The organism is Streptomyces camponoticapitis, from assembly GCF_014646115.1.
Taxonomy (GTDB): Bacteria; Actinomycetota; Actinomycetes; order Streptomycetales; family Streptomycetaceae; genus Streptomyces; species Streptomyces camponoticapitis.
The window spans coordinates 129105-155859 of record NZ_BMMV01000008.1; the positions used below are offsets into that span (position 1 = coordinate 129105).

Genomic DNA, 26755 nt, shown 5'->3' on the forward strand with positions numbered 1-26755 from the left:
CGTGCAGCGTGCAGGTTATCGCGTGTGCGCCGGTCACCATTCCATGGCCCAGGGCCGTCCGGTGGACGCGAAGTGTCCGACGTTCACACACTCCGTCGAGCCGACGCGCATCCGGGCGGCGAGCGGCTGGTGGACATGGCCGAAGAGCGCGTACCTCGGTTTCGTCCGGCGCAGGGCGTCGAGCAGCGCGCGGCTGCCGCGCTCGAAGCGGCGGGCGACGGTGTCGTACGTCAACTCCGGTACCTCGGGCGGGATGTGGGAGCAGAGCACGTCGACGTCGCCGAGCTGTTCGACCTTGGCGGCGTACTCCTCGTCGGAGATCTCGTAGGGGGTGCGCATCGGGGTGCGCAGGCCGCCGCCGACGAAGCCGAAGACGCGTCCGGCGATCTCGACGCGCTCGCCGTCGAGGACGGTCGTGCCCGGTCGGGCGTACTCGGGCCAGAGGGCGGGGATGTCGACGTTGCCGTAGGTGGCGTACGTCGGGGTGGGGAAGACGGCGAACATTTCGGCGTACTGGCGGCGCACCGCCGCTTCGATGGCCGTCTCGCGGTCGGCCTCCAGCCCGGCCCAGAGTCCGCGGCCCAGGTCACGGGCCTCGTCGAAGCGGCGGGCGGTGCGCAGCTCCACGATGCGGTCGGCGTTCTCCTTGCCGAAGAGGTCGGGGAAGATGCCGCGCGAGTGGTCGGCGTAGTCGAGGAAGAGGACGAGGTCGCCGAGACAGATCAGGGCGTCGGCGCCGTCGCCCGCCGTGGCGAGGTCGCGGGCGTTGCCGTGCACGTCGCTGACGACATGGACGCGGGTACGGGTGCGGCGGCCGTCACCCGCGGTCCCGGCGTCGCCGCCGTTCGCCCCGCCGCTGCCGCTGCCGCCGCTGTCCCCGCCGATGTTCCCGCCACCACGCATGCCGCTCACCCTAGATCGCCGCCTTCCGACTGAGTAGAGGGGTCCGGACCTGCGATTACTCGCATGTCCGCACAGCTGTGGACTACTCTGCGCGAAGGACCGTCAAAAAACGTGTGACGCAGGGAACATCTGGCCGGCGCCCTCTATCCGGAACCGTGTACCGGTGGGTAACGTCCGGGCGGTCCCGTCGTGCTCACCCCCGAGAGCACCTGCCCGATGTGGACCGCAGCCGGTTCGGCCCAGTGCCGTGCCACCGGCGCCCGACGAGGAGCAGCAGTCTTGCGCGAGTTCAGCCTTCCGGCCCTGTACGAGGTTCCCTCGGACGGCAATCTGACGGATCTCATCAGCCGCAACGCCGCTCAGCATCCGGATGTCGCCGTCCTTGGCCGCAAGGTCGGCGGCGTCTGGACGGACGTCACGGCCACCCAGTTCCTCGCCGAGGTGCGGGCGGTGGCCAAGGGGCTGATCGCGTCCGGCATCCTCCCCGGTGAGCGGATCGGCCTGATGTCCCGGACCCGGTACGAGTGGGTGCTGTTCGACTTCGCGATCTGGAGCGCGGGCGCCGTCACCGTGCCGGTTTACGAGACAAGCTCCGCCGAGCAGGTGCAGTGGGTCCTCGGCGACTCCGGCGCCGCCGCCGTCATCGTGGAGTCCGACGCGAACGCGGCGGCCGTGCGGTCGGTTTCGGACGGGCTGACGGAGCTGCGGCACGTCTGGCAGATCGACAAGGACTGTGTGGCCGAGCTGACCGCCGCCGGCGCGGAGATCACGGAAGCGGTCGTCGATCAGCGCAGCGCGACGGCGAAGGCGGACGATCCGGCGACGATCGTGTACACCTCGGGGACCACCGGCCGCCCCAAGGGCTGCGTGCTGACGCACCGCGCGTTCTTCGCGGAGTGCGGCAACGTGGTGGAGCGCATGAAACCGCTGTTCCGTACGGGCGAGTGTTCCGTCCTGCTGTTCCTGCCCGCCGCGCATGTCTTCGGCCGGCTGGTCGAGGTGGCCGCCGTGATGGCGCCGATCAAGCTCGGCTGCGTACCGGACATCAAGAATCTGACGGAGGAACTGGCCACGTTCCGGCCGACGCTGATCCTCGGGGTGCCGCGCGTCTTCGAGAAGGTCTACAACTCGGCGCGCGCCAAGGCCCGGGCGGACGGCAAGGGCAAGATCTTCGACCGCGCGGCGACGACGGCGATCGCCTACAGCCGCGCGATGGGCAGCGCGGGGGGACCGTCCCTCGGGCTCCGGATCAAGCACAAGGTCTTCGACGCGCTCGTGTACGGCAAGCTGCGCGCGGTTCTCGGCGGCCGGGGTGAGTACGCCATCTCCGGCGGCGCCCCGCTGGGGATGCGGCTCGGTCACTTCTTCCGCGGCATCGGCTTCACGGTGCTGGAGGGGTACGGCCTGACGGAGACGTGCGCGGCCACGGCGTTCAACCCGTGGGACCGGCAGAAGATCGGCACGGTGGGGCAGCCGCTGCCGGGTTCGGTGATCCGTATCGCCGACGACGGCGAGGTGCTGCTGCACGGCGAGCACGTGTTCACGGGCTACTGGAACAACGAGGCGGCGACGGCGGAGGCGCTGGCCGACGGCTGGTTCCACACCGGCGACATCGGCACCCTCGACGAGGACGGGTATCTCGCGATCACCGGCCGCAAGAAGGAGATCCTGGTGACGGCGGGCGGCAAGAACGTCGCCCCCGCCGTGATCGAGGACCGCATCCGCGCGCACGCGCTGATCGCCGAGTGCATGGTGGTCGGCGACGGCCGTCCGTTCGTGGGCGCGCTGGTGACGATCGACGGCGAGTTCCTGGAGCGCTGGGCCAGGGAGCACGGCAAGCCGGCGGGCTCGACGGCGGCGTCGCTGCACGACGACCCGGATCTGCTGGCGGCCGTCCAGCAGGCGGTGGACGACGGCAACGCGGCGGTCTCGAAGGCGGAGTCGGTACGGAGGTTCCGGGTCCTGGACGCGCAGTTCACGGAGGACGCGGGCCACATCACGCCGTCGCTGAAACTCAAGCGCGGCGTGGTGGCGAAGCACTTCGCGGACGAGATCGAGTCGCTGTACCGGAGCTGACAGAGGCCCCGGCCCCCGCCGGGCCGGGAGCTTCTACAGCAGCTCCCGGAGGCGGTCCGCCAGGAGGTCCCAGCGCCAGCGCTCCTCGACCCATTCGCGGCCGCGGGTGCCCATCCGCCGGCGCAGGCCGGGGTCGAGCAGGAGCGTCGCGATGCGGTCCGCCGATTCCCGCGCCGCGAGCGCGGGCGGCCCCCCGTGCACCACCCAGCCCGTCTCGCCGTCCAGTACCGCGTCCGGCGCGCCCCCGGAGTCGCCCGCCACCACCGGGAGGCCCGTCGCGGACGCCTCCAGGTAGACGATGCCGAGGCCCTCCACGTCGAGGCCGCCGCGGCGGGTGCGGCAGGGCATCGCGAAGACGTCGCCCGCGCCGTAATGTGCGGGCAGTTCGGACCAGGGCACGGCGCCGGTGAAGCGTACGGAGTCGGCGACGCCGGTCTCCGCCGCCAGCTTCCGCAGCTCCTTGTCGTACGGTCCGCCGCCGACGATCAGCAGGACGGCGTCCGGGACCCGCGCCAGGATCGCCGGCATGGCGAGGATCAGGGTGTCCTGGCCCTTGCGCGGCACCAGCCGTGAGACGCAGACCACGACCGGCCGCTCCGCCAGTCCCAGCCGCTCGCGCACCGCGTCGCCGCCCGACTCCGGGTGGAACGTCTTCTCGTCGACGCCGGGCGGCAGTTGGACCATGCGCCCGGCCGCGTCCGCTGTGAGCGCGGCGGCGATGCGCGAGCGTGTGTACTCGCCGAGATAGGTGATCGTGTCCGTGCCCTCGCCGATACGGCGCAGCAGTCGGCGGGCCCCGGGCAGTTGCGCCCATCCCGCCTCGTGGCCGTGCGAGGTGGCGACGATCCGCCGGGCACCGGCCCGGCGCAGCGCGGGGCCCATCAGACCGAGCGGGGCAGCGGCCCCGAACCAGACGGACTCGCAGCCGTGTTCACGCAGCAGTCCCACCGCCCGCCCGGTCACCCCCGGGGTCGGCAGCAGCATCGTCGTACGGTCGCGCACGACCGTGAAGGGCTGCTCGGCGTCGAAGGCCGCCGTCGCCTCCGTGCCTTCGGCGCCGCGCTTCCAGGTGGAGGCGTAGACGACGAGCCGGTCGGGGTCCAGCCGCAGCGCCATGTTGTGCAGGAACGCCTGGATGCCGCCGGGCCGGGGCGGGAAGTCGTTGGTCACGATCAAGGTCTTGTGCATCGCCGCCGACAGTACCGAACGGCCCCGCCTCACCGTTCCCGCGCCCGTTCCCCCGCATGATGGCTCCCGCCAACAGGTAAGACATATACGTCAAAACGGGCAGGTGTTCATGACGGTCGAGGACACGACAGGCTCCCGCTCCGGAGCGGGAGCGAGGGTCGCGAGGGCCGCGGGCGGCACCGGGAGCCGCGCGGCCTGGCCGGTCACGGTCTGGCTTCTCACCAGGACCGTACTGATGCTCTGCGTCCTCAGGATCCTCGTCACACCGGGCGTCGACGTCACTCCGGACGTCTCCGTCACCTACGAGGGCTGGTACGACGTCCTGCGCGCCGGCACCTTTCCGCAGTCCGACGTCACCTGGCAGTACCCGCCGGGCGCCGCGTTCGCGATCCTCTCCCCCGCCCTGCTGCCCTTCCTCGGCTACGCCACGGCGTTCTTCACCCTCTGTCTGCTCTGCGACGCGCTGGTCCTCGTGCTGCTGCTCCACGCGGGCCGGCGACCGGGACGCTCGCTCCGCGGCGCCTGGGTCTGGGTGGCGGGCGTGGCACTGCTCGGTCCCACGGTGTACGCCCGTTACGACGTGATGGTCACCGCCGTCGCCGTCGGCGCCCTCCTCGTGGGACTCCGCAGGCCCCAACTCCTCGGCGCGCTCGCGGGGTTCGGGGCGCTGCTGAAGGTGTGGCCGGTGCTGCTGCTGATCGGTACGCCGCGGGGCCGGGCCACCCGGCTGTCCTGGTCCGCCGCCGTCGCGACGGCGCTCGCCCTGCTGGCGGTGGTGTCCGCGGTGCTGCCCGGCGCGCTGGACTTCCTCACCGCGCAGCGCGACCGGGGCACCGAGATCGAGTCGCTGGGCGCGCTGGTCTTCCATGTGGCCCGGCATCTCGGCTGGGACGGGGCGGTGATGTTCTCCTACGGTTCGGTGGAGTTCCGGGGGCCGTACGTCCCGCTCGTCAGCGCGCTGGCCCTGGTCCTCAGCGTGGCGGCCTTCGGCTGGCTGCTCGTCTGGCGGGTGAAAGCGGCCACGTTCACCGCGAGCACCCTGTGCGACGCGGCGTTCGTCGCGGTCCTGCTCTTCACCGTGACCAGCCGGGTGATCAGCCCGCAGTACATGATCTGGCTGGTGGGCCTGGCGGCCGTCTGTCTGCTCCCGAGGTCGAGCACGATGACGCGGCCCGCGGTGCTCGTGGTGGCGGCCTCGGCGGTCACGATGCTCGAATTCCCGCTGTTCTTCTCCAACGTGACGGCGAGCGACTGGCTGGGCGTGACCCTGCTCGTCGTACGCAACGGGCTGCTGGTCGCCGCGACGCTGACGGCGTGCGCCCGGCTGTGGCGCGGGACGGTGCCCGGCGCACGCCCACGCGAAGGCCAGAGGGTGGCGGGCGCGCCCGGCGGCGAGGAGGGGAGCAAGGAGTCCACCTACCGGCTGCTCGGCTCCTGAGACGCCCGCCCAGGGCCCGTACGGCGGCAGGCGGGCCGGGGCCCGCGTCTCAGCGCAGCCGCTCGCGCATGTAGTCCCGCCACAGCCCGCCGAATTCGTCGGGCGTCACCGACAACACCTCGTTCATCGCGTCCTCGACGGCGCCCTCGCGCTTCTCGTGCTCCCCCACCGCCCGGTAGAAGTCCGTCAGCTTCGACTCGCCCCAGCGCTCGGCGATCAGCTCGCACGCCAGCCGCCCGCCCTCGTACGCCCGGGCCAGCTCGTCCGCCTTCGCGTCGAAGGCGAAGTCACCGTCCTCCGGAAGAGCGGCGGGCAGGTTCCCGCCGCGCAGGGACCGTTCGAGCTCCGGGGCGGCCTGGCCGTCGACCGGGCTGGTGTCCCGGTAGGCGACCCAGTCGGAGAAACCTTCCGACAGCCACATCGGCGTGGCCTTCGAGGTGTCCGCCCGCGTCGCCACATGGGTGGTCTCGTGGGTGAGGACCACCCGGCGCCCGAAGTCGCCCAGGATGCTGTACGCGTCTGGGTTGACGATCACCCGGTCCGCCGGCGAGGAGCCCTCCTGCTGCCGGGTCTCACCGGTCGTGACGGCGGCGATGCCCCGGTAGCTCGTCGTGGTGGCGCCCAGCAGACCCGCCATCGACTCCACCGACTCCGGCACCAGCACCACGACGCGCCCCGACCACTCGCCCGGCCAGGCCTCGTCCACGGCGGGCACCGCCCGGTCGGCGGCCGCCGCGATCTCACGCAGCCGGTCGTTGTCCTGGCCGACGCCGAGGATCAGGCTGCGCCTGCCGTGCACGACGTCGACGGCGCCCTGCTGCCAGAGCTGCTGCACCCCGCCCTCGCCGGGCCGGTCGGCCGTCACGTACCAGCGCCCGTCCCGTTCGGTCAGCTCCATGGTGCGGGCCGAGGTGACGGGCGCGCTGTCGTAGTCCTCCATCCGGTAACGCAGCTCGACCCGCGCCGTCGCGTGCATCCCGGAGCGCTCGACGTCCCGCACCTCGTACTCCCACGACCGCACGGGCACGTCGACGAGGTTGCGGTAGGTCCGCCGCTCGGCGGCGAGCAGCGCGTCGGCGGCGGGGTCGACGGCGGCCAGATAGCCGCTCTCGTCACGGTCGAGGAGGGCGTCGGCCCGCTGGTCGAGGGTGTGCTCGATCGCGCCGGTGGCGGCGTCGGTCGCGGTGGGCGCGGAACAGCCGGAGGCGACGAGCAGACACCCCAGCAGCGAGGCCGCCGCACGGCGGCGCACCGTGCCACGGGCGGGCGTACGCCCGCGACCCGCCGCACGTCTTCGAGTCGTACGTCCCTGACCTGCCACCCTGCCGATCGTACGGGGCGCCGCGAGGACGAATCCCGACGATGCGTCGGTGACGGGTGCTCCGGCAGGGCCGGACCGCGCTCAGATCCGGGTGACCGAGGAGACCGGCATCATGCCGACCGGGTCGTAGCGGACCGAGGCGCCGGGGTAAGGCGCGTGCACCACCTGGCCGTTGCCCATGTACATCCCGATGTGGCTGGCGTCGTCGCGGTAGGCGACCAGGTCGCCCGGCCTCGCCCGGGAGAGCGGCACCTGCTGCCCCGCGTACCGCTGCGCCTGTGACGTACGCGGCAGCGAGACCCCGGCCTGCGCGTACGCCCACTGGGTCAGGCCCGAACAGTCGAACCCCGAGGGGCCGTTGGCGCCCCACACGTACGGCAGGCCGACGACGCCTCGGGCGGCGCGGGCGGCCGCCGCGGCCCGCGCGGACGCGGGCGCCTCCCCGAACGACAGGCCGGCGTCACGCCCGGAGCGCGAGGCCCGGTCGGTGTCCCTCGCGGCGTCGGGCAGCGCGTTCAGCAGCCGCCGCGCCTCCGCGAGCTTGGTCTCGACGGTGCGCTTGTGGCGGGCGACGGCCGCCCTGCTGCGCTCCAGCTCGGCGAGGTCCTTGGTCGCCTCGTCACGCTGCAGGTCGAGCTTGCGCTGGGCCAGCCCGAGTTCACGCAGGGCCACCGCCTGGCGGTCGCTCAGCCGGTCGAGGGCCTCGGCCCTGCCGAGGTAGCTGTCCGGGTCGGAGGAGAGCAGCAGCGCGAGCGCCGGGTCGAGCCCGCCGGAGCGGTACTGGGCGCTCGCGATCGAACCGAGTGCGCCACGCATCCGGTTGACGCGCTCCTGGCCCCGGGCCGCGCTGTCCCGCACCCGGTCCACCCGCTTGCGCAGCACACCGGCCCGCTCGCCCGCCTTGTTGTACCGCTCGGTGGCCTTCTCGGCCTCCTCGTACAGCCTGTCGACGGTCGACCGGGTCGCCTCGGTCGCCTCCCTCGGGTCCGCGCCCGCCGGCGCCGTCCCGAGGGCGGCCGCGGCCGTGACAGCCGCGGCGGACAGGACCGTGACCCGGGTGCCCCGGCTGTGGCCGGGGTGTGAGGAACGACGATGGGACACCACAGGAAGCCGCACTTCCTTCCGCTGGACGCATTACGCAGCCCCCTGCCGCCCGACGGGCGGAACCATGACCGGGAGCCGCGGCGCAGCAGACAGTAACCGTGCGGACACGGAGTGACCAAAGACCGCGCCGGGCACAGACAGTGATGCCCCGCCGGAGATCACAGGTCACCGGCGGGGCGCGCGTCAGCGGGAGTAACCGGAATTCGCCCGTACGGGCGGTCGCGGTCGTGTCCGTGGATGTGCGCGGGTGTCCGTACGGAGCACCCGCGCCGAGCGGTGCGTCAGACGCGGACGCCGAACTGGAAGCTGCCGGCCCACTCCATGGCCTCGTACCGCACCACGGTGCCCGGCTTGGGGGCGTGCAGCACCTGGCCGTTGCCCGCGTACAGCCCGACATGGCTCAGACCGCTGAAGAAGACCAGATCGCCGGGGGCGAGTTCGCCCCGGCCTATCCTGACGCCGTCGTTGACCTGGGTGTACGTGGTCCTGGTGAGGGCCACACCCGCCTGGGCGTAGGCCCACTGGGTCAGACCGGAGCAGTCGTAGGAGTTGGGCCCCTCGGCACCGGAGATGTACGGCTTGCCCACCTGGGTGTCGGCGGCGGCCAGCGCGGCGGCGGCGCGACCCGAAGAGGCCGACTCGTTGCCGAGGTTGACGCGCTCGTTGCCACGGGCCGCGCGCTTCACGTCGTCGGCCTCGAGCTTCGCCCGCTCCTGCGCGGTCAGCGTGTTGAGGAGCTTGTTCGCGGCGTTGAGCTTGGTCTGGACGTCCTTCTTCTTCTTCGCCAGCTCGACCCGGGTCGCCTCGAGATCCTTCAGCTTGAGGGACGCCTCCTTGCGCTGCTGCGCGAGGGTCCGCTGCTTGGCCTGGATCTTCTCCAGCGCGCCGACCTGCTTGGTGCCCATCTGGTCGAGCACGGAGGCCTTGTCCAGATAGTCGTCCGGGTCGGAGGAGAGGAAGAGCTGGAGGGCCGGGTCGATACCGCCGGAGCGGTACTGGGCGCTGGCCATCGAACCGAGGCCGGTACGCAGCTCGTTGAGCTCGTCCTGGCCGCGCGCGACCTTGTCCTGGATCGCCTCGACCTGCTTCTCGAGCTTCTTTTCCTTCTCTTCGGCGCCGCTGTGCTTCTCCGTCGAGGCCTCGGCCTCGTGGTAGAGCTTGTCGACCTTTTCCTTGACGTCTTCGACGGTCGGCTTCGGGTCGGCCTGCGCGGCCTGGGACGTCAGAGCGACAGCTGCGGCTGCGGTCGCGGAGAGCACAGTCACGCGGGCGCGGCTCGGCTGCTTGGGACGACGGTGGGACGCCACGAAGGCGAGCTCCTTCTTCCTCGAGCCGCCTACCGGGTGCGTGGGGAGCGGGTCCCCGGCTCCGTGAGTTCAGCGTTCCCGGCGGGGCCGGGAATCCGGTACAACCGGACTGAACCGCACGAATTCGGCGGTTCCTTCGCCGCCACCCCGGATGGGTGATCAACCGCGCGAAGGTTCGAGGCCTGACCCTAGTGACCTTCTCGTGATCAGTTCAAATCCTGAAGAGAAAAAATTTGGCCTCGGAGTGGTTTCTTCACATACATCGCACCGACAGTGATGAGCAATTGACGCTGTGGTGTGACATGGGGTGACCAAATGCCGCATTGGCCACAGGAGTTACTAGACGCGCGAAAGCCGCTTCAGCAGCAAGGCGGACGCGACGGGCCGCGCGCCGGCCCGCGCCACTCCGTCGGCGACCTCCCGGTCGGTGGAGACCACCACCACCGGACGGCCCGGCGGCTCCGCCCGTACGAGCTGGCGGATCAACTCGTCCGCCGTCACACCCGGTTTCGAGAAGAGCACCCGTACCCCGCGCGGCGGCGCGAGCAGTACGGGAGCGGCCAGTTCGGCCCCGTCGAAGACGCATGTCATCTCGGCGCCGGACTGGGCCGCGAGCATCGCGAGCCCGCCCAGCAGCCGCAGCCGCTGCTTCTCCAACGGCATCGTCGGATAGCCGGTCTTGGTGACGTTGTAGCCGTCCACGACCAGATGCGCCTGCGGCAGCGCGAGCAACTGGTCCAGCAGCGCCGGGTCCATGTCGGAGAGCGCGCGGGCCGCGACGTCCTTGGGAGACATCCGGCCGGGCGCCACGGCGTCGACCAGATCGGCGGGGTGCGAGGCGGCCGGGGGCAGCGCCAGCTCCCGCCGCAGGCCCTGCGCCGACTCCAGGACGGTGTCCAGCAGCAGCCGCAACCGCATGTCCTCCACGGAACGCCCCTCACGGGCGGCCCGGCGGCCGGCCTCCACCGCCGACTCCGCCTCCGCGAGCCGCGCCTTGAGGCGCCGTGTCTCGCTCTCCGCCGCGGACACCTGGACCGCGGCCTCCGCGCGGGCGGCCTCGATCTCGGCGGCCGTACGGCGCAGGGCGGCCTCGCCGCGCTTCACGTCGCTCAGGGCGCTGCGCAGCTTGCGGTGCGTGGACTCGGCCTCCTTGCGGGCGCTGTCCAGCTCCGTACGCAGCCGCTCCGTCTCACTCCTCGTCGCCGCGCGGGCCTGGGCGAGCTCCTCGCGCAGCCGCTCCAGCTCGCGGCGGTTCTCCTCGTCGACGCGCTCGGCGTCGGCGCGCTGGACCTCCTCGCCGGCGGCGGCCACCAGCTTCACCCAGCCGACGGGCCGCAGGACATAGGCGGCGGCCGCCACGTCGACGGGGTCGGCGGCCGGGGGCGGCGACCCGGATTCCACCGCGGCGGCCAGCTCCGGGTCCGCCTGGCCGAACCGCTCACCGATCCGCTGCCGGAACACCGGGTCGCTCTCCAGGGCGGCCGCCATCGCGTTGCCGGCGTACCGGGCCCGCCTGGTCGGTGTGAAACGCGCGTACTGTCGTAGCTGCGGGGGCAGTTCGGTGACGGTCAGACCGCCGAAGGCGTCCGAGACCAGCGCCACGACCCGGCGCCGTACTCCCTCGGGCAGCGGCCTGTCGAGCGCCTCGGCGTCGCCGCCGGCCGCACCGGCCGGCTCAGCGCCATTCGCGGGCTGCTCCACGATCCGTCACCCCACTACCCTTTCGGGCGGCTCCCTCAGGAACCGGCGCCCGGCCTGTCAACCAGTTCGATCTGATCCACCGCGTTGCACCAGCGGCAGCGGACGGACTCGATGGTCTCACTGACCACGTCGCGCTCCTCGACCTTCGACGTCCCGGCCAGGTCCAGATGGACGTACTCCACCACCTTGGACGAGCGCGTCACGTCGAACCTGGTGAGGTTGCCGCACAGGGTGCAGCGCCACCGGGTGGCTTCGGTCGGCAAGGGAACCGTCGTCATCGTGCCGTCCTCATCTCGTCGAGCCCTGATGTCGTGAGGTCGAGCCTGCCGCACCGCTCTCCGGTACGGCACCGTTCCGCGGAAGTACGCGCCCGTAACCCTACGGCCTCCCGCGTGTCCCATGTCGCGGCGAGGCGGTCCGTACCTGTCTGTCCGCGTACGGGATGATCCGTGAATGATCAATTGGCGGGCGGCGGGCGCGGCACCGGTGATGACCTACGGTCTGATCGGCCTGTGCGCCCTGGCCTTCCTGACCGGCCCGCTGTCGGGGTTCAACCCCGCGTACGGGACGGGTGACACGCTGCTCGCGGCGCAGAGCGCGTACTTCGAGCGCTGGGGGGTGATCCCCGACCAGCTGACCAGCGGTGATTCCCACGCGCTCCTCACCCCTTTCACCGCGCTCTTCGTCCATGGCAGCTGGCTCCATCTGCTCGGGAACCTGCTCTTCCTCTATGTCTTCGGGGCGATGGCCGAGGAACGGATGGGGCGGGTGCGGTTCACCCTCTTCTATCTCGTCTGCGGCTATCTCGCCCTTCTCGCCTACGCGGCGGTGAACGCGGACTCCGACCAGACCCTGGTGGGGGCGTCGGGCGCGATCTCCGGCGTGCTGGGAGCCTTCCTCTGTCTCTTTCCCCGCGCGCGCGTCACCAGCCTCTTCCCGTTCCTTTTCTTCCTGCCGCTGCGCTTCCCCGCCTGGATCGTCCTGATCTTCTGGTTCGTGCTCCAGTGGCTGGCGGCCCACAACGCCGAGCCGGGCCCCGGCGTCGCGTATCTGGCGCATCTGGTGGGCTTCGCCCTGGGCTTCGTCGCCGCCTGGGGGCTCTTCCGGCGTACGGCTAGAGTGAAGTCCCGTTCAGCGGCCCCCGAGGGAGAACGTCAACCGTGATCACCGCGATCGTGCTCATCAAGACCAGCGTCGACCGGATCCCCGAGATCGCCGAGTCGATCGCGGCGCTGGAGAGCGTCAGCGAGGTCTTCTCCGTCACCGGCACCTACGACCTGATCGCCATGGTGCGGGTCGCCAACCACGACGACCTCGCCGACGTCATCCCCGGCAGCATCAGCAAGATCCCGGGCGTCGAGGCCACGGACACGCACGTGGCGTTCCGTACGTACTCCCAGCACGACCTGGAAGCGGCCTTCGCGATCGGCCTCGACGCCTGATCCGAGCGGGGTGGTTCAGCCGCGGTCGGGGACGCAACGGCCGTCCTCGGTGCGGTAGTTCCAGCGCGCGCCGTGCTGGACGAGTTCCCTGACGGCGCCGGTGAACCGTGCCACGTGCTCGTCCGGTGTACCGGCCCCGAAGCTGACCCGGATCGCGTTGAGCGACCTCTCCCCGGGACCGGCGTCCGGCGCGCCGCACTCCCCCGGGTCCCCGGCGTCGCCGCCCAGCAGGGTCCGGACGAGCGGGTGGGCGCAGAAGAGCCCGTCGCGTACGCCGATGCCGTACTCCGCCGAGAGCGCGGCGGCGAAGTGGGAGCTGTTCCACCCCTCCACGACGAAGGAGATGACGCCGACGCGCGGCGCGTCGTCACCGAAGAGCGAGAGCACCCGGACCTCGGGGACCTCGGCGAGTTCCTCGCGCACCCGGGCCACCAGCTCCTGCTCGCGCTCGACGAGCCGGTCGAACCCGGCCTCGGTGAGCGCCTTGCAGGCCGAGGCGATCGCGTACACGCCGATGACGTTCGGCGAGCCGGCCTCGTGGCGGGCCTCGGTGGTGTGCCACTCGACGTCCACACCGCCGTCGGCCCGGCGCGCGACCTTGCGGCTGGCGCCACCGCCGGCGAGATAGGGCTCTGACTCCCGGAGCCAGTCGGCGCGGCCCGCGAGCACCCCGGAGCCGAACGGCGCGTACAGCTTGTGACCGGAGAAGGCGACCCAGTCCACGTCCAGCTCCGTGATGTCCACGGGGTGGTGGGGGGCGAGCTGCGCGGCGTCGAGGACCACGCGGGCGCCGTGGGCGTGCGCGACGGCGGCCAGTTCCCGTACGGGCCACAGCTCGCCGGTGACGTTGGAGGCGCCGGTGACGCAGACCAGCGCGGGGCCCTTCGGGTCGCGCCCGGCCAGTGCCCGCTCCAGCGTGGCGACGGCCTCCTCGGGGGTGCGCGGCGCGTTCAGAAAGCTGACGGGCGCGTCGCGCCAGGGCAGCAGTGACGCGTGGTGCTCCGTCTCGAAGACGAACACCTCGCAGCCGGCGGGCAGCACGGCGGCCAGCAGGTTCAGCGAGTCGGTGGTGGACCGGGTGAAGACGACCTGGTCGTCCTCGCGACAGCCGAGGAAGCCGGCGACGGTGCGGCGGCTGTTCTCGAAGAGGTCGGTGGAGAGCTGCGAGAGGTATCCGGCACCGCGGTGGACGCTGCCGTAGTACGGGGCGTAGGCGGCGATGTCGTCCCAGACACGCTGGAGGGCGGGGGTGCTGGCCGCGTAGTCGAGCGCGGCGTAGGTGACCTCACCGCCGGTGACGAGGGGGACGGTGACGTCACGTCCGAGGACGGGCAGCGGCTGGTCGGTGGTGGCGCGGTGCGGCGTGTCGGTCTGTGCGGACATGGCGGTATCTCCCGGCGGGACAAGGCGGAAACGGCATCAGGACCCGGCAGACGGGCACGTCGTCATGACGGCGGATGCCGTGACGGCGCGGGAAGTCGCCTGGGGTGGGGCTCACTGAAGAGGGCCGGCTCCCACTCCGGCGCGACACGCGCGGGAGAGGGCCGAAAGCCCTGGGTCGTGTCTGCGGAGCGGCCCGTCCGCCCGAGGGGCGGGGTCCGCGGCGTCCGGTCCGGTGCGTCGCAAGGCGGGGGGATCAGGCTCGTACGGTCGTACCCGCACGACTCCGGCCACGTCGCGAGGTGCCGCGCCAGGCGTCGTGGCCAGGCGGGACTCCGCAGAAACGACCTACTGCATTCGATTGCTCACGAGACTGCTCCCTTGAGGACCAGGACCCCAGGGATGGCGGGGTCCGCGCTTGCCGCGGGCCTCGCTGCCCACGGCCTGGTCTTCACCCGGGGCACCCCGCCACGGACGGAGGGTTGCCGGACAGCGGGCCGGGGCCGTAGTCGCTGTCACTCATGACCTGGGGTGAGATTACCCCACCACTGCGAGACGGCCCAGACGGCGTCCGTCATACGGGACACCTCCGGGCCGTCAGAAGCCGTCGTACGGCTCCGGTTACGCGTTGCTCGCCGCCACCCAGCGGTCCAGCGCCTGCTTCGCCGCGCCCGAGTCCACCGCGCGGGCCGCCCGCTTGATCTTCTCCGCGAGCTGGTCGTTCAGCGTGGTGTCGGCCGGTTCGAGTGCCACCAGCGCCGCCGCCGCGTTCAGCAGGACCGCGTCCCGTACGGGGCCGGTCTCGCCGTCCAGCAGCCGGCGCGCCACGTCCGCGTTGTACGAGGCGTCCGCACCACGCAGGGCCTCGACCGGGACCATCTCCAGACCGATGTCCCTGGGGTCGAAGGCCTGCTCGGTGACGCGCCCGTCCCGAACCACCCATACGTGTGAGGTGGCGGTCGTGGTCAGCTCGTCCAGACCGTCGTCGCCGCGGAAGACGAGCGAGGAGTTGCCCCGGGCCGCGAGCACCCCGGCCACGATCGGCGCCATCCGGATGTCCGCGACGCCGACCGCCTGGGAGCGGACCCGCGCCGGGTTGGTGAGCGGGCCCAGGATGTTGAACGTGGTCTGCGCGCCCAGTTCCTTGCGGGCCTTTGCCGCGTACCGCAGCGCCGGGTGGAACTTGGCCGCGAAACAGAAGGTGATCCCGGCCTCCTCCGCGACCTCCACGACCCGCTGCGGCGTCAGCTCCAGATTGACGCCGAGCTTCTCCAGCACGTCGGAGGCGCCGCTCGCGGACGAGGCGGCCCGGCTGCCGTGCTTGACGACCTTGCCTCCCGATCCGGCCACCACGATCGCCGCCATCGTGGAGATGTTGACGGTCTTGGCCAGGTCCCCTCCGGTGCCGACGACGTCGACCGTGTCACCGGGTACCTCGATGGTGTGGGCGTGCTCGTACATGGCGTTGACGAGCGCCGTGACCTCGTCGACGGTCTCGCCCTTGGCGCGCAGCGCGACGGCGAAGCCCGCGATCTGCGCGTCGGTGGCCTCGCCGCTCATGATGCGGTGCATGGCCCAGGCGGTGTCCTCGGCGCCGAGGTCCTCACCGCGCAGCAGCGGGTTCAGTACACCCGGCCAGGAACGCGCCGCCATGGTGTCGCCTCCGGCCGGTGTGACAGCGCTGCTCATGCTCGCTCCTGGGGTCTGTGGACGGGCGCACGGCCATGTGGCCCGTTCTGCCGGGCGTCAGCCTAGCGGCGTCGGCCCGGATCCCGGACCCGCCGCCCGAAGGGCGGACGAACCGGCTGCCGGAGCCATCCGTGGGAGGTACCCGCACCGGGCGTACGAAGGCCCCGGCCCGGTCCCTGGAGAGGGACCGGGCCGGGGCCCGACGCGTGAGAAGGATCAGTGGTGGCCGTGGCCGCTCGTGATCTCGTTGTACTCCTCGGCCGTCGGCTTGGGGATCTGGTTCCCCTCGCCGTAGTAGCCCTTGCTCAGCTTCACCCGCAGCTTCTCCGTCGGAGAGGCCTTGCGCTCGACACCGTTCTCGTCGACCGTCGGGCCGATCTCGGCCGGCTTGTACTGCTCGTGCGCGGTGAGCGTGTGCAGCGCGCTCTGGTCGAGCGGCTCGTGGACCTCGATGAACTCACCGTGCGGCAGCCGCTTGATGATGCCGGACTCGCGTCCGTGCAGCACCTTCTCGGCGTCGCGGCGCTGAAGTCCCAGACAGATCCGCTTGGTGACGACGAACGCGACGACGGGCGCGACGAAGAACGCGATCCTGACGAACCAGGTGATCGTATTGATCGACAGATGGAAATGGGTCGCCCAGATGTCGTTTCCGCCACCGACCAGCATGACGAAGTACCAGGTCAGCCATGCCACACCGATACCGGTCCGGGTCGGCGCGTTGCGCGGCCGGTCCAGGATGTGGTGCTCGCGCTTGTCGCCGGTGACCCAGGACTCGATGAAGGGATAGACCGCGAGGACCACGAGGACCATCGGGAAGATCATCAGCGGGATGAAGACGCCCAGGACGAACGTATGGCCCCAGACGTTGATCTCCCAGCCGGGCATCACTCGGATCAGGCCCTCGGAGAAGCCCAGATACCAGTCCGGCTGGGCTCCGGTGGAGACCTGGTCCGGACGGTAGGGGCCGATCGCCCACACCGGGTTGATCGTGGCGATCGCGGAGATGATCGCGATGACGCCGAAGATCAGGAAGAAGAAGCCGCCGGCCTTCGCCATGTAGATCGGCATGAACGGCGCGCCGATGACGTTGTTGTTGGTCTTGCCGGGACCCGCGAACTGCGTGTGCTTGTGGTAGAAGACCAGGATCAGGTGCGCCACCACGAGGCCGAGCATGATGCCCGGCAGCAGCAGGATGTGGATCGAGTAGAACCGCGCCACGATGTCGTGACCGGGGAACTCGCCGCCGAACAGGAACATCGAGATGTACGTGCCGACGATCGGCGTGGACAGGATGGCGCCCTGTGCGAAGCGGACACCGGTTCCCGACAGCAGGTCGTCGGGCAGTGAGTAACCGGTGAGTCCGGTGAACAAGGCCAGCACGAACAGCAGGAAGCCGAACACCCAGTTGATCTCGCGCGGCTTGCGGAACGCGCCCGTGAAGAAGACGCGCATCATGTGCACCAGCATGGCCGCCACGAAGATCAGCGCGGCCCAGTGGTGGATCTGGCGGATCAGCAGACCGCCGCGTACGTCGAAGCTGATGTCCAGGGTCGAGGCATACGCCTCGGTCATCCGGACACCCTGCATCGGCACGTAACTGCCGTCGTACACCACTTCGTTCATGCTCGGGTGGAAGAACAGCGTCAGATACACACCCGTGAGGATGATGACGACGAAGCTCCACAGGGCGATCTCGCCCAGCATGAAGGACCAGTGGTCCGGAAAGACCTTCCGCACCATGCCCTTGGCGGCACCGTAGATCCCGAGACGACCGTCCGCCCAGTCGGCGACCCGCTCTCCCGCGGGAGCCTGGCGGCTCTTTTCGTCAGACGCTGTACTCATCCGCGCTCCCAGAAGGAAGGACCGACGGGCTCGTCGAAATCGCCGAGCGCTTCGAGGTAACCCTCACCGTTCACACCGATCCGCAGCTGCGGAAGGGCGTGGCCGGCCGGGCCGAAGATGACGCGGGCGCCGTCGGAGAGGTCGAAGGTGGACTGGTGGCACGGGCAGAGCACGTGATGCGTCTGCTGCTCGTACAGGCTGATGGGGCAGCCGACATGGGTGCAGATCTTCGAGTAGGCCACGATGCCCTCGTGCGACCACTCGAGTTCGCGCTTGTCCTTGATGTCGGCCGGCTGAATGCGAACGATCATGAGAGCCGCCTTGGCGATCTCATTGTTGAAGTTCTCATTGTGCTCGTCCAGCCCCTCCGGCTGGGCGAAGGTCAGCGACCCCACCGTGACGTCCTCGGGACGCAGCGGCTCGTTCGTGTTCTGGTTGATGAGCATCAGGCCCTTCTTCCAGAACGTCTTGCGCAGCTTGTCCTCGGGCAGCGGACCGAGGTCACGCAGCAGGACGACGCCGGAGAGCGGCACCAGGGCCAGCGCGCCGAACATCGTGTTGCGGATCAGCTTGCGGCGACCGAAGCCGGACTCCGCCGCACCCTGGAGGAAGTCCCGCTTCGCCTGCGCGGCGACCTCGGGGGTGGCCTCGATCGGGTGCCGCTCCTGGATGATCTCCACGTCGCTCATCAGCGTGCGGGCCCAGTGGACCGCTCCCGCGCCGACGGCGAACAGGGCGACTCCGAGCGTCAGTCCCAGCGAGAAGTTGAGCGCGCTCACATGGCCGAAGGGCCACACGTACACGATCTTGTCGACGGGGAAGGCGACGAAGCAGGCGATGAAGCCGATCGTGGCCAGCATCGACAGGGTGAAGAGTCCCGCCACCGTGCGCTCGGAGCGCTTGGCCGCCCGCTCGTCGATGTCCTGGATACGCGGCCGGTGGGCCGGCATCCCGGGGTCGACGAACGGGTCGTGTGCCCGCTCGACCTCGCCGTGCGCGGATTCCTGCTCGCTGCTCGGCAGGTTCTCGTGTGAAATCCCGTTGTCACTCATGACTTCCTGGCCTTAGCGGTGTGCGCCGCGACCCAGACGGCAAGTGCGATCAGTGCGCTCAGACCGATGGCCCAGGAGAAGAGCCCCTCGCTGACGGGCCCGATGCCACCGAGCTTGAACCCGCCGGGGTTCGCCGCCTCGTCGCTGTTCACGGACTCGATGTACTTGATGATGTCCTGCTTCTGCTGCTCGGGCATCGTCGAGTCGGGGAACGAGGGCATGTTCTGAGGACCGGTCAGCATGGCCTCGTACATGTGCTTCGGGGTCACGCCTTCGAGCCTCGGGGCGTACTTGCCGTTCGTCAGCGCGCCGCCCTCACCGCCGAAGTTGTGGCACTGCGCGCAGTTGGAGCGGAACAGCTCGCCGCCCCTGGCCGCGTCCGCCCCTTCCGGGTTGGACTGCTCGGCGGACGGGACCGAGGGACCGGGGCCGAGCGAGGCGACGTACGCCGCGAGTTGGTCGATCTCCTTCTGATCGTAGATGACCTTCTTCTTGGGTACCTGCGGGCCGGGCTGCTGCGCCGGCATCCGGCCGGTGCCGACCTGGAAGTCCACGGCCGCGGCGCCGACGCCGGTCAGCGATGGACCGTCGGACGTACCCTGACCGCCGACGCCGTGGCAGCTCGCGCAGCCAACGGCGTACAGCTTCTTGCCCTCGTCGATGGCGAGGGACTGGGCGGTGTCGTCTGCCTGTGCCTTGCCCGCGGGCGCGAACGCGGCGTACAGCCCCCCGGTGGCCGCCAGCGCGAGGAGTAGGACGACGACCGCCGCCATCGGATGGCGTCGTCGTGCGGAGAGCTTTTTCACGGATTACCCCGGTGTCAGGATCTTCTGCGTCGGTGCTTCTGGACTGGACTGTGTGCAAGCGCTTCGGGCGCTGTGGCCCGCTACTTGATCAGATAGATCGTGGCGAAGAGGCCGATCCAGACGACATCGACGAAGTGCCAGTAATAGGACACGACGATGGCGGCGGTTGCCTGCTCGTGGGTGAACCTCTTGGCCGCGTACGTTCTGCCGAGAACCAGCAGGAAGGCGATGAGACCGCCTGTCACGTGCAGACCGTGGAAGCCGGTGGTCAGATAGAACGCGGAGCCGTAGGCGTCGGACGAGAGCGAGAGGCCCTCGTGCTTCACGAGCTCCGTGTACTCGAAGATCTGACCACCGATGAAGACCGCACCCATCACGAACGTGATCACGAACCACGAGCGGAGCTTCTTCACGTCGCCGCGCTCGGCGGCGAAGACGCCGAGCTGACAGGTGAGCGAGGAAAGCACCAGGATCGTGGTGTTGACCGCGGAGAACGGAATGTTCAGCGAACCGGCCTTCTCCGACCAGAACGCCTCCCCTGTCACCGACCGCAGGGTGAAGTACATCGCGAAGAGGGCCGCGAAGAACATCAGCTCGGAGCTCAACCAGATGATTGTTCCGACACTGGTGAGGTTCGGCCGATTGACCGTCGGGTGCGCGTGCCCGGTTTCTACTGTCGTTGCTGTCGCCACGACCGACATTATGTCGGTCGCTTATCCCGCCCTCACTCCCGGGGGTGCCCTTCGGAGTGTCAGCGGCTCCGGACGGGAGCCGGGCCGGGACCGAACGGCCCATCGCGGGAGGGGCCGGACCCGTGCTGACATGGTGTGCGACGGAGTAGCATCCGCGCAGCGGGTCTCGGCGCTGAAGCCCTGAAGCCCTCGCAGACGCGGATGTGCGGATGTCACGACGGATGTCACGGAGGAACAATGCAGCCGACCGCCACGGTCCTGGTCTACAGCGACAACGCGAACACCCGCGAGCAGGTGCGGACGGCCGCGGGACGCCGGCCGGCCGCCGACCTGCCGCCGGTCGAGTACGTGGAGTGCGCGACGATGCACGCCGTGCTCAAGGTGCTCGACAAGGGCGGCGTCGACGCCTGTGTCTTCGACGGTGAGGCCACGCCCATCGGCGGTATGGGCCTGTGCCGGCAGATCAAGGACGAGATCTTCAACTCTCCGCCCGTGCTCCTGCTGATGGGCCGCCCGCAGGACGCCTGGCTGGCCACCTGGAGCCGCGCGGAGGCCGCTGTGACGCTGCCGGTGGAGCCGGTGGGCTTCCCGGAGGCACTGGCCGCGCTGCTGCGCACCAGGCTCGCCGTGGAGGCCTGAGGGCTCCACCGGGGACCGGTCACCCGGCCCGCGTCAGAAGTGCGGACGCAGCCGGGCGGCTTCCACCGGGCCGCTGCCGTCCTTGGTCCCGCCCAGCAGCGCGCTGCCCTGGCGCCACTCGTTCCAGTCCAGGTTCCAGTCGCCGAAACCGTTGCCGAACGGGTCCATGTCCTCGCCCTCGCTGTTGACGACCTTGACGATGTCGCCTTCGCGGACGGTGTCGAAGAACCACTCGGCGTTGTCGGTGGACATACCGACACAGCCGTGACTGACGTTCGCCGACCCCTGTGAGCCGACGGACCACGGGGCGGCGTGGACGTACTCACCGCTCCACGTGACCCGCGTCGCGAAGTGGACCGGCAGGTCGTACGACTCGCTGCTGCCGGCCGCGATGCCGACACTGGTGCCGCGCATCCGGACGAACGCCTGCTTCTCCAGTACGACCTTGATGCCGTTACGGGTCGAGAAGCCGGGCTTGCCGGTGGTCACCGGCATCGTCTTGATCTCCTCGCCGTTGCGCATCACCGTCATGTGGTGCGTACCGGCGTCGGCGACGGCTTCGAGCCGGTCGCCGGTGGTGATCTTGAGGGCCTTCACCGGGCCGCCGTACAGCTTGTTGCCGACCTTGATGCCGTCGAGCGTGCTGCTGACGTTGATGGACGCGTTGGCGGGCCAGTACTCCCTGGGCCGGAAGTGCAGGGTCTTGTCGTCGACCCAGTGCCAGGTGCCCTCCACGGCGGGGCTGGAGCGGACCTTGAGGCCCCGCTCGACGACGGCCCTGGCCTCCTTCTCCTTCACCGGTGCGCTGAGCTCGGCGGTGATGGGCTGGCCGACGCCGTACTTGCCGGCCTTGGGGCCCAACTTCACGGCCAGGTTCCGCTTCACCGGGGACGTCTCGAAGTCGAGCGTGCGGCTGCCCGGGGCGCCGTCGTCGTCCTCCGTGGAGACCTTGACGGTGTAGCGGGCACCGGCGGCCAGCGGCGCCGTGGAGTGCCAGCGGGCCCCGTCGGCGGCCAGTTCGCCCGCCAGGTGGTGGCCGGAGGCGTCCGTGACGGTCACGTCGGTGATGCGTGCGTCACCGCCCTTGGCGACGACTTCCAGCGGCTTGTCGGGGTTCGCCTTTGCGTCGCCCTTGGGTGCGTTCAGGGAGACCTGGTCGGCTGCGTCGTAGGGCTTGCCGGACAGCGGGTGTCCGTCCGGGCCGCCACAGCCGGTCGCTGCCGCCCCGAGGGACAGGACCAGCAGAGTGCAGCCGAGAACGGTGCGAAAGCGCGGCGTGTGGTTCATATGCACACGTTATGAAGAATGTCCGGTTACGGCGCGCTGTGTGACTGCAAACGAGGGGCCCGGATCCTCCTCAGGGGTGAGGAGGACCGGGCCCCTTGTCTCAGGTGCGGCTGTCCGCCGCCGTGCCTACTGGTTCTGGTTCTCTCCGGTGTAGTACTCGAAGACCCAGCCCCACAGGCCGACCAGGAGCAGCGGGAAGGAGAAGAACAGCAGCCACCAGCCGATGGCGATCGAGAGGAACGCGAGCGCTCCGCCGACGGCCAGCGAGAGCGGCTGCCAGCTGTGCGGGGAGAAGAACCCCACTTCGCCGGCCTCGTCCGCGACGTCGGCCTGCTTGTTGTCCTGCGCCATCGCGTCGACCCGCCGGGCCGTGAAGGCCAGGTAGAAGCCGATCATCAGGCTCAGGCCGAACGCCAGGAAGAGCGCGGTGGTACCGACGGGCTCCTTCGACCACGCGCCGTAGACGACGGCGACGACGAGGATGAAGAGGCTCAGCCAGAGGAACATCCAGCCTTGGACCTTCACTTGCCGACCTCCTTGCCACCGAGCAGAGCGGCGTCCTTCTGTCCGTCGTTCTCAAGGTGTTCGAGCGCCGCGATCTCCGGGTGGTGCAGGTCGAACGCCGGGGATTCGGAGCGGATCCGCGGCAGCGTGATGAAGTTGTGCCGCGGCGGCGGGCAGGAAGTCGCCCATTCGAGTGAACGGCCGTAGCCCCACGGGTCGTCCACCTCGACCTTCTTCCCGTACTTGGCGGTCTTCCAGACGTTGTAGACGAACGGCAGGACCGACATGCCGAGCAGGAACGAGCTGATCGTGGAGATGGTGTTCAGGGCGGTGAAGCCGTCGGCGGCGAGATAGTCCGCGTAACGCCGCGGCATGCCTTCCGCGCCCAGCCAGTGCTGGACCAGGAACGTGCCGTGGAATCCGATGAACAGCGTCCAGAACGTGATCTTCCCGAGCCGTTCGTCCAGCATCTTGCCCGTCATCTTCGGCCACCAGAAATGGAAGCCGGCGAACATCGCGAAGACCACCGTGCCGAAGACGACGTAATGGAAGTGCGCGACGACGAAGTACGAGTCGGAGACATGGAAGTCCATCGGCGGCGAGGCCAGGATGACCCCCGTCAGACCACCGAAGGTGAAGGTGACAAGGAAGCCGATGGTCCAGAGCATCGGTGTCTCGAAGGACAGCGAGCCTTTCCACATCGTGCCGATCCAGTTGAAGAACTTCACCCCTGTCGGCACCGCGATCAGGAATGTCATGAAGGAGAAGAACGGCAGGAGGACGCCGCCCGTCACATACATGTGGTGCGCCCACACCGTCACCGAAAGGCCGGCGATGGCGATCGTCGCGCCGACCAGACCGATGTAACCGAACATCGGCTTCCGGCTGAAGACCGGAATGATCTCGGAGACGATCCCGAAGAAGGGCAAGGCGATGATGTACACCTCTGGATGCCCGAAGAACCAGAAGAGGTGCTGCCAGAGCAACGCGCCGCCGTTCGCGGCGTCGAAGATGTGCGCACCGAATTTCCGGTCGGCCTCCAGGGCGAGGAGCGCGGCGGCCAGCACCGGGAAAGCGAGCAGGACCAGCACACCGGTCAGCAGCACGTTCCAGCAGAAGATCGGCATGCGGAACATCGTCATGCCGGGTGCGCGCATGCAGATGATCGTGGTGATGAAGTTGACCGAGCCGAGGATCGTACCGAAGCCGGAGAGGGCCAGACCCATGATCCACAGGTCGGCGCCGACACCCGGTGAACGGACCGCGTCCGAGAGCGGGGAGTACGCGAACCAGCCGAAGTCGGCCGCGCCCTGCGGGGTGACGAAACCGGCCACCGCGATGATCGAGCCGAACAGGTAGAGCCAGTAGGCGAACATGTTCAGCCGCGGGAACGCCACGTCGGGCGCGCCGATCTGGAGCGGCATGATCCAGTTCGCGAAACCGGCGAACAGCGGCGTCGCGAACATCAGCAGCATGATCGTGCCGTGCATCGTGAACGCCTGGTTGAACTGCTCGTTCGACATGATCTGCGTGCCGGGACGGGCGAGCTCGGCGCGCATGAAGAGCGCGAGCACACCACCGATGCAGAAGAAGACGAACGACGTGACCAGGTAGAGCGTGCCGATCGTCTTGTGATCGGTGGTGGTCAGCCATTTGACGACGACAGCGCCGGGCTGCTTGCGCCGCACCGGCAGCTCGTCCTCGTACGAGTCGTCAGCTGCTACGGCGGCACCCTTGGGTTCGTTGAGGATGCTCACAGTTGTTTCTTCTCCGCATTCCTGGCCGGGTCCGTCAGCTCGATGCCCGACGGGATGTAGCCGTCCTGCCCCTTCTCGGCCAGCTCCTTCAGGTGCTGCTGGTAGCGCTCCGGGGAGACGACCTTGACGTTGAAGAGCATCCGGGAGTGGTCCACGCCGCACAGTTCGGCGCACTTGCCCATGAACGTGCCCTCCCGGTTGGGAGTCACCTCGAAGGCGTTGGTGTGACCCGGGATGACGTCCTGCTTCATCAGGAACGGCACGACCCAGAAGGAGTGGATGACGTCACGTGACGTAAGGACGAACCGGACCTTCTCCCCCTTCGGCAGCCACAGGGTCGGACCCGGGTTGCCGTTCTGGGGATTCTTCGTGCCCGGGATTCCGGCGTCGTAGACGCCTTCGGCGCCGGCGGGGAAGTCGTCCTGGAACTTCTGGGGGATGTCGGCGAGTTCCGAGGGAACCTTCGCGCCGGTGGTGGAGCTGCCGTCCACGTTCTCGACGTAGTTGAAGCCCCAGCTCCACTGGTAGCCGACCACATTGATCGTGTGGGCGGGCTTGTCCTCCAGGGAGATCAGCTTCGACTCGTCACGTGCGGTGAAGTAGAAGAGCACCGACACGATGATGAGCGGAACGACCGTGTACAGGGCCTCGATGGGCATGTTGTAACGGGTCTGTGGGGGTACCTCCACCTTGGTGCGGCTGCGCCGGTGGAAGATGACGCTCCACACGATCAGCCCCCACACCAGGATGCCCGTGATGAGCGCTGCCGCCCACGAGCCCTGCCAGAGGGAGAGGATTCTGGGGGCCTCCTCGGTCACCGGTGTGGGCATTCCAAGGCGGGGGAAATCCCTGTATGTGCAACCGGTGGCGGTCGCGAGGATCAGGCCCGCAGTCAGCACCTGCGGCAGCTTCCGCCGCATCGGGCGCCGCGACGAGCGGTCGGAGCCGTTGGGACTCACGTAGCGCCTTCCCGAGAGTCTCGCCCGCACGGCCGGCTGCGGCCGTCACGGTCGTCGCCGGCCCTGACGCGGGCAGGGGTTTGGATGTTTATGCGGACCAAACCCTACTGGACGCAATTTGGGGTCGCGCATGGAGGGTGCCCAACGCGCCGTCCGGGGCCCCGAAGGGGTGGAATGCCTGGCTCCGGGGCACTTCTGACGCTTCTCCAGACCTCGTCCCGCATACCTGCGGGCCGTGTTGTCCGGCGGGCAAGGCTTAGCGTTGCGGCGTGGCCTACTTCGATTCCGCGTCCTCCGCGCCCCTGCATCCCGTCGCACACGAGGCCCTGCGTGCCGCCCTGGACGAGGGCTGGGCCGACCCCGCGCGGCTGTACCGGGAGGGGCGGCGGGCCAGGCTGCTGCTGGACGCCGCGCGCGAGACCGCGGCGGAGGCCGTGGGCTGCCGCCCCGACGAACTCGTCTTCACTCCTTCGGGGACGTACGCGGTGCACGCGGGAATGGCGGGAGCGCTCGCGGGCCGTCGGCGTGTCGGGAGCCATGTGGTGGTCTCGGCGGTCGAGCACTCGTCGGTGCTCCATGCCGGCCACACGCGGGTCACCGACCGGGACGGCGCGGCGGTGACGGAGGTCGCGGTGGACCGTACGGGCGCGGTCTCCCCGGACACGTACGCGGCGGCCCTGCGCGCGGACACGGCGCTCGCCTGCCTCCAGTCGGCCAACCACGAGGTCGGCACGGTGCAGCCGGTCGCGGCCGTCGCCGAGGTGTGCCGGGCGGCCGGGGTGCCGTTGCTGGTGGACGCGGCGCAGTCGCTGGGGTGGGGACCGGTGGACGGGGGGTGGTCGCTGCTGACCGCGAGCGCGCACAAGTGGGGCGGGCCCGCCGGGGTGGGGCTGCTCGCCGTGCGCAAGGGGGTCCGGTTCGCTCCCCAAGGGCCGGTGGACGAACGGGAGTCGGGGCGTGTGCCCGGTTTCGGGAATCTGCCGGCGATCGTCGCCGCCGCCGCGTCACTGCGGGCGGTACGTGCGGAGGCGGCGGACGAGGCGGCCAGGCTTCGCGTACTGGTGGACCGGATCCGGGCGCGGGTGCCGGAGCTGGTCCCCGATGTGGAGGTGGTGGGCGACCCGGTGCGCCGGCTCCCCCATCTCGTGACCTTCTCCTGTCTCTATGTCGACGGAGAGACTCTGCTGCACGAGCTGGACCGGGCGGACTTCTCCGTGTCGTCGGGCTCCTCCTGCACGAGCAGCACGCTGACGCCGAGCCATGTGCTGCGGGCGATGGGGGTGCTCTCCGAGGGCAACGTCAGGGTGTCGCTGCCCTCCGGTACGGCCGGGGCGGAGGTGGACCGCTTCCTGGAGGTGCTGCCGGGGGTGGTGGCGCGCGTACGGGAAACGCTGGGCGCGCCTGTCGTACGTACGGAGTCCGCCGGCGCCGACGGCGCTCCCTCGCTGGTCGTGGACGCGCTCGGCAAGCTGTGCCCGATCCCGGTGATCGAGTTGGCGAAGGTCATCGGGGACGTGCCGGTGGGGGGCACGGTGACCGTGCTGTCCGACGACGAGGCCGCCCGCCTGGACATCCCGGCGTGGTGCGAGATGCGCGGGCACGAGTACGGCGGCCGGGACGGCACCTCGTTCCTGGTGCGGCGCCTCGTCTGACCCCCGCCCGTGC

23 protein-coding genes and 1 riboswitch are annotated in these 26755 nt (G+C 69.9%); of the genes, 6 read left to right on the forward strand and 17 right to left on the reverse strand.

The window, feature by feature from the left end; all coding sequences use genetic code 11:
- Nucleotides 1–33: 33 nt before the first annotated feature.
- Nucleotides 34–903 (reverse strand): metallophosphoesterase family protein, encoded by an 870-nt coding sequence (locus tag IEY79_RS14905; RefSeq protein ID WP_189107933.1) that lies wholly within the window; start codon nucleotides 901–903, stop codon nucleotides 34–36.
- Nucleotides 904–1182: 279 nt separating this feature from the next.
- Between IEY79_RS14905 and IEY79_RS14910 the strand changes: the two genes are divergently transcribed.
- Nucleotides 1183–2979 (forward strand): AMP-dependent synthetase/ligase, encoded by a 1797-nt coding sequence (locus IEY79_RS14910; protein WP_189107934.1) that lies wholly within the window; start codon nucleotides 1183–1185, stop codon nucleotides 2977–2979.
- A 33-nt stretch (nucleotides 2980–3012) separates the two neighbouring features.
- Here IEY79_RS14910 and IEY79_RS14915 read toward each other — a convergent pair whose 3' ends face one another.
- Nucleotides 3013–4167 (reverse strand): glycosyltransferase family 4 protein, encoded by a 1155-nt coding sequence (locus IEY79_RS14915; protein ID WP_189107935.1) that lies wholly within the window; start codon nucleotides 4165–4167, stop codon nucleotides 3013–3015.
- Between the two features lie 109 nt (nucleotides 4168–4276).
- Here IEY79_RS14915 and IEY79_RS14920 point away from each other — a divergent pair, with 109 nt between their 5' ends.
- Nucleotides 4277–5605, forward strand: coding sequence for a glycosyltransferase 87 family protein (locus tag IEY79_RS14920; protein ID WP_189107936.1), 1329 nt, complete (start codon nucleotides 4277–4279; stop codon nucleotides 5603–5605).
- A gap of 49 nt (nucleotides 5606–5654) precedes the next feature.
- Here IEY79_RS14920 and IEY79_RS14925 read toward each other — a convergent pair whose 3' ends face one another.
- The 5 genes from IEY79_RS14925 to IEY79_RS14945 all read right to left on the reverse strand — a co-directional run bounded on the left by IEY79_RS14925 (nucleotide 5655) and on the right by IEY79_RS14945 (nucleotide 11316).
- Nucleotides 5655–6926: a hypothetical protein gene (locus tag IEY79_RS14925; RefSeq protein ID WP_229700872.1), complete on the reverse strand. Its 1272-nt coding sequence runs from the start codon at nucleotides 6924–6926 to the stop codon at nucleotides 5655–5657.
- Nucleotides 6927–7007: 81 nt separating this feature from the next.
- Complete coding sequence (locus IEY79_RS14930) at nucleotides 7008–8030, reverse strand: C40 family peptidase (RefSeq protein WP_189107937.1); 1023 nt, start codon at nucleotides 8028–8030, stop codon at nucleotides 7008–7010.
- A 281-nt stretch (nucleotides 8031–8311) separates the two neighbouring features.
- Entirely contained in the window at nucleotides 8312–9337 is a 1026-nt protein-coding gene (locus tag IEY79_RS14935) for a C40 family peptidase (protein ID WP_189107938.1), read from the reverse strand.
- Nucleotides 9338–9676: 339 nt separating this feature from the next.
- Entirely contained in the window at nucleotides 9677–11038 is a 1362-nt protein-coding gene (locus IEY79_RS14940) for an NYN domain-containing protein (protein ID WP_189107939.1), read from the reverse strand.
- A gap of 35 nt (nucleotides 11039–11073) precedes the next feature.
- The gene (locus tag IEY79_RS14945; RefSeq protein WP_189107940.1) at nucleotides 11074–11316 is read right to left on the reverse strand and encodes a hypothetical protein; all 243 of its coding nucleotides are present in this window, start codon (nucleotides 11314–11316) and stop codon (nucleotides 11074–11076) included.
- A 175-nt stretch (nucleotides 11317–11491) separates the two neighbouring features.
- Here IEY79_RS14945 and IEY79_RS14950 point away from each other — a divergent pair, with 175 nt between their 5' ends.
- Nucleotides 11492–12202 (forward strand): rhomboid family intramembrane serine protease, encoded by a 711-nt coding sequence (locus tag IEY79_RS14950; RefSeq protein ID WP_229700873.1) that lies wholly within the window; start codon nucleotides 11492–11494, stop codon nucleotides 12200–12202.
- Nucleotides 12199–12480, forward strand: a complete 282-nt coding sequence (locus tag IEY79_RS14955) for an Lrp/AsnC family transcriptional regulator (protein WP_189107941.1) — start codon at nucleotides 12199–12201, stop codon at nucleotides 12478–12480. Before IEY79_RS14950 ends, IEY79_RS14955 begins: the two co-directional genes overlap by 4 nt.
- A gap of 15 nt (nucleotides 12481–12495) precedes the next feature.
- Here IEY79_RS14955 and IEY79_RS14960 read toward each other — a convergent pair whose 3' ends face one another.
- The 6 genes from IEY79_RS14960 to ctaE all read right to left on the reverse strand — a co-directional run bounded on the left by IEY79_RS14960 (nucleotide 12496) and on the right by ctaE (nucleotide 19953).
- Nucleotides 12496–13863 carry an aminotransferase class V-fold PLP-dependent enzyme gene (locus tag IEY79_RS14960; RefSeq protein ID WP_189107942.1) on the reverse strand — a complete coding sequence of 456 codons (1368 nt, stop codon included), beginning with the start codon at nucleotides 13861–13863 and terminating at the stop codon, nucleotides 12496–12498.
- 406 nt (nucleotides 13864–14269) lie between these two features.
- Nucleotides 14270–14387: riboswitch (SAM riboswitch) on the reverse strand.
- Between the two features lie 94 nt (nucleotides 14388–14481).
- A complete protein-coding gene (gene trpD, locus IEY79_RS14965; RefSeq protein ID WP_189107943.1) occupies nucleotides 14482–15549 on the reverse strand; it encodes an anthranilate phosphoribosyltransferase in 1068 nt (355 codons plus the stop codon).
- Between the two features lie 216 nt (nucleotides 15550–15765).
- Nucleotides 15766–17394: a cytochrome bc1 complex cytochrome b subunit gene (gene qcrB / locus IEY79_RS14970; protein WP_189107944.1), complete on the reverse strand. Its 1629-nt coding sequence runs from the start codon at nucleotides 17392–17394 to the stop codon at nucleotides 15766–15768.
- Entirely contained in the window at nucleotides 17391–18446 is a 1056-nt protein-coding gene (gene qcrA / locus IEY79_RS14975; RefSeq protein ID WP_189107945.1) for a cytochrome bc1 complex Rieske iron-sulfur subunit, read from the reverse strand. The genes qcrB and qcrA overlap by 4 nt, the downstream gene beginning before the upstream one ends.
- Nucleotides 18443–19252 (reverse strand): cytochrome bc1 complex diheme cytochrome c subunit, encoded by an 810-nt coding sequence (gene qcrC, locus IEY79_RS14980; RefSeq protein WP_189107946.1) that lies wholly within the window; start codon nucleotides 19250–19252, stop codon nucleotides 18443–18445. Before qcrC ends, qcrA begins: the two co-directional genes overlap by 4 nt.
- An 80-nt stretch (nucleotides 19253–19332) precedes the next feature.
- Nucleotides 19333–19953, reverse strand: coding sequence for an aa3-type cytochrome oxidase subunit III (gene ctaE, locus IEY79_RS14985; protein ID WP_189107947.1), 621 nt, complete (start codon nucleotides 19951–19953; stop codon nucleotides 19333–19335).
- Between the two features lie 228 nt (nucleotides 19954–20181).
- On the opposite strand from ctaE, the gene IEY79_RS14990 reads away from it, so the two are divergent.
- The gene (locus IEY79_RS14990) at nucleotides 20182–20583 is read left to right on the forward strand and encodes a hypothetical protein (protein ID WP_189107948.1); all 402 of its coding nucleotides are present in this window, start codon (nucleotides 20182–20184) and stop codon (nucleotides 20581–20583) included.
- A 33-nt stretch (nucleotides 20584–20616) separates the two neighbouring features.
- On the opposite strand, the gene IEY79_RS14995 is transcribed toward IEY79_RS14990, so the two are convergent.
- The 4 genes from IEY79_RS14995 to ctaC all read right to left on the reverse strand — a co-directional run bounded on the left by IEY79_RS14995 (nucleotide 20617) and on the right by ctaC (nucleotide 25090).
- Nucleotides 20617–21870 (reverse strand): L,D-transpeptidase, encoded by a 1254-nt coding sequence (locus IEY79_RS14995; RefSeq protein ID WP_189107949.1) that lies wholly within the window; start codon nucleotides 21868–21870, stop codon nucleotides 20617–20619.
- Nucleotides 21871–21996: 126 nt separating this feature from the next.
- Nucleotides 21997–22395, reverse strand: coding sequence for a cytochrome c oxidase subunit 4 (locus IEY79_RS15000; RefSeq protein ID WP_189107950.1), 399 nt, complete (start codon nucleotides 22393–22395; stop codon nucleotides 21997–21999).
- Nucleotides 22392–24131, reverse strand: coding sequence for an aa3-type cytochrome oxidase subunit I (ctaD, locus tag IEY79_RS15005; RefSeq protein WP_189107951.1), 1740 nt, complete (start codon nucleotides 24129–24131; stop codon nucleotides 22392–22394). Before ctaD ends, IEY79_RS15000 begins: the two co-directional genes overlap by 4 nt.
- Nucleotides 24128–25090 (reverse strand): aa3-type cytochrome oxidase subunit II, encoded by a 963-nt coding sequence (gene ctaC, locus IEY79_RS15010; protein ID WP_189107952.1) that lies wholly within the window; start codon nucleotides 25088–25090, stop codon nucleotides 24128–24130. The genes ctaD and ctaC overlap by 4 nt, the downstream gene beginning before the upstream one ends.
- A gap of 269 nt (nucleotides 25091–25359) precedes the next feature.
- On the opposite strand from ctaC, the gene IEY79_RS15015 reads away from it, so the two are divergent.
- Nucleotides 25360–26742, forward strand: coding sequence for a cysteine desulfurase/sulfurtransferase TusA family protein (locus IEY79_RS15015; protein ID WP_189107953.1), 1383 nt, complete (start codon nucleotides 25360–25362; stop codon nucleotides 26740–26742).
- The last annotated feature ends 13 nt before the right edge of the window (nucleotides 26743–26755 follow it).

Excerpts from the sequence above, each read along its gene's own strand:
- IEY79_RS14905 (WP_189107933.1), bottom strand. The coding sequence starts at position 903 with ATGCGTGGTGGCGGGAACATCGGCGGGGACAGCGGCGGCAGCGGCAGC.
- IEY79_RS14915 (WP_189107935.1), bottom strand. The coding sequence starts at position 4,167 with ATGCACAAGACCTTGATCGTGACCAACGACTTCCCGCCCCGGCCCGGC.
- IEY79_RS14920 (WP_189107936.1), top strand. The coding sequence starts at position 4,277 with ATGACGGTCGAGGACACGACAGGCTCCCGCTCCGGAGCGGGAGCGAGG.
- IEY79_RS14945 (WP_189107940.1), bottom strand. The coding sequence starts at position 11,316 with ATGACGACGGTTCCCTTGCCGACCGAAGCCACCCGGTGGCGCTGCACC.
- IEY79_RS14950 (WP_229700873.1), top strand. The coding sequence starts at position 11,492 with ATGATCAATTGGCGGGCGGCGGGCGCGGCACCGGTGATGACCTACGGT.
- IEY79_RS14960 (WP_189107942.1), bottom strand. The coding sequence starts at position 13,863 with ATGTCCGCACAGACCGACACGCCGCACCGCGCCACCACCGACCAGCCG.
- trpD (WP_189107943.1), bottom strand. The coding sequence starts at position 15,549 with ATGAGCAGCGCTGTCACACCGGCCGGAGGCGACACCATGGCGGCGCGT.
- qcrB (WP_189107944.1), bottom strand. The coding sequence starts at position 17,394 with ATGAGTACAGCGTCTGACGAAAAGAGCCGCCAGGCTCCCGCGGGAGAG.
- qcrA (WP_189107945.1), bottom strand. The coding sequence starts at position 18,446 with ATGAGTGACAACGGGATTTCACACGAGAACCTGCCGAGCAGCGAGCAG.
- ctaE (WP_189107947.1), bottom strand. The coding sequence starts at position 19,953 with ATGTCGGTCGTGGCGACAGCAACGACAGTAGAAACCGGGCACGCGCAC.
- IEY79_RS14990 (WP_189107948.1), top strand. The coding sequence starts at position 20,182 with ATGCAGCCGACCGCCACGGTCCTGGTCTACAGCGACAACGCGAACACC.
- IEY79_RS14995 (WP_189107949.1), bottom strand. The coding sequence starts at position 21,870 with ATGAACCACACGCCGCGCTTTCGCACCGTTCTCGGCTGCACTCTGCTG.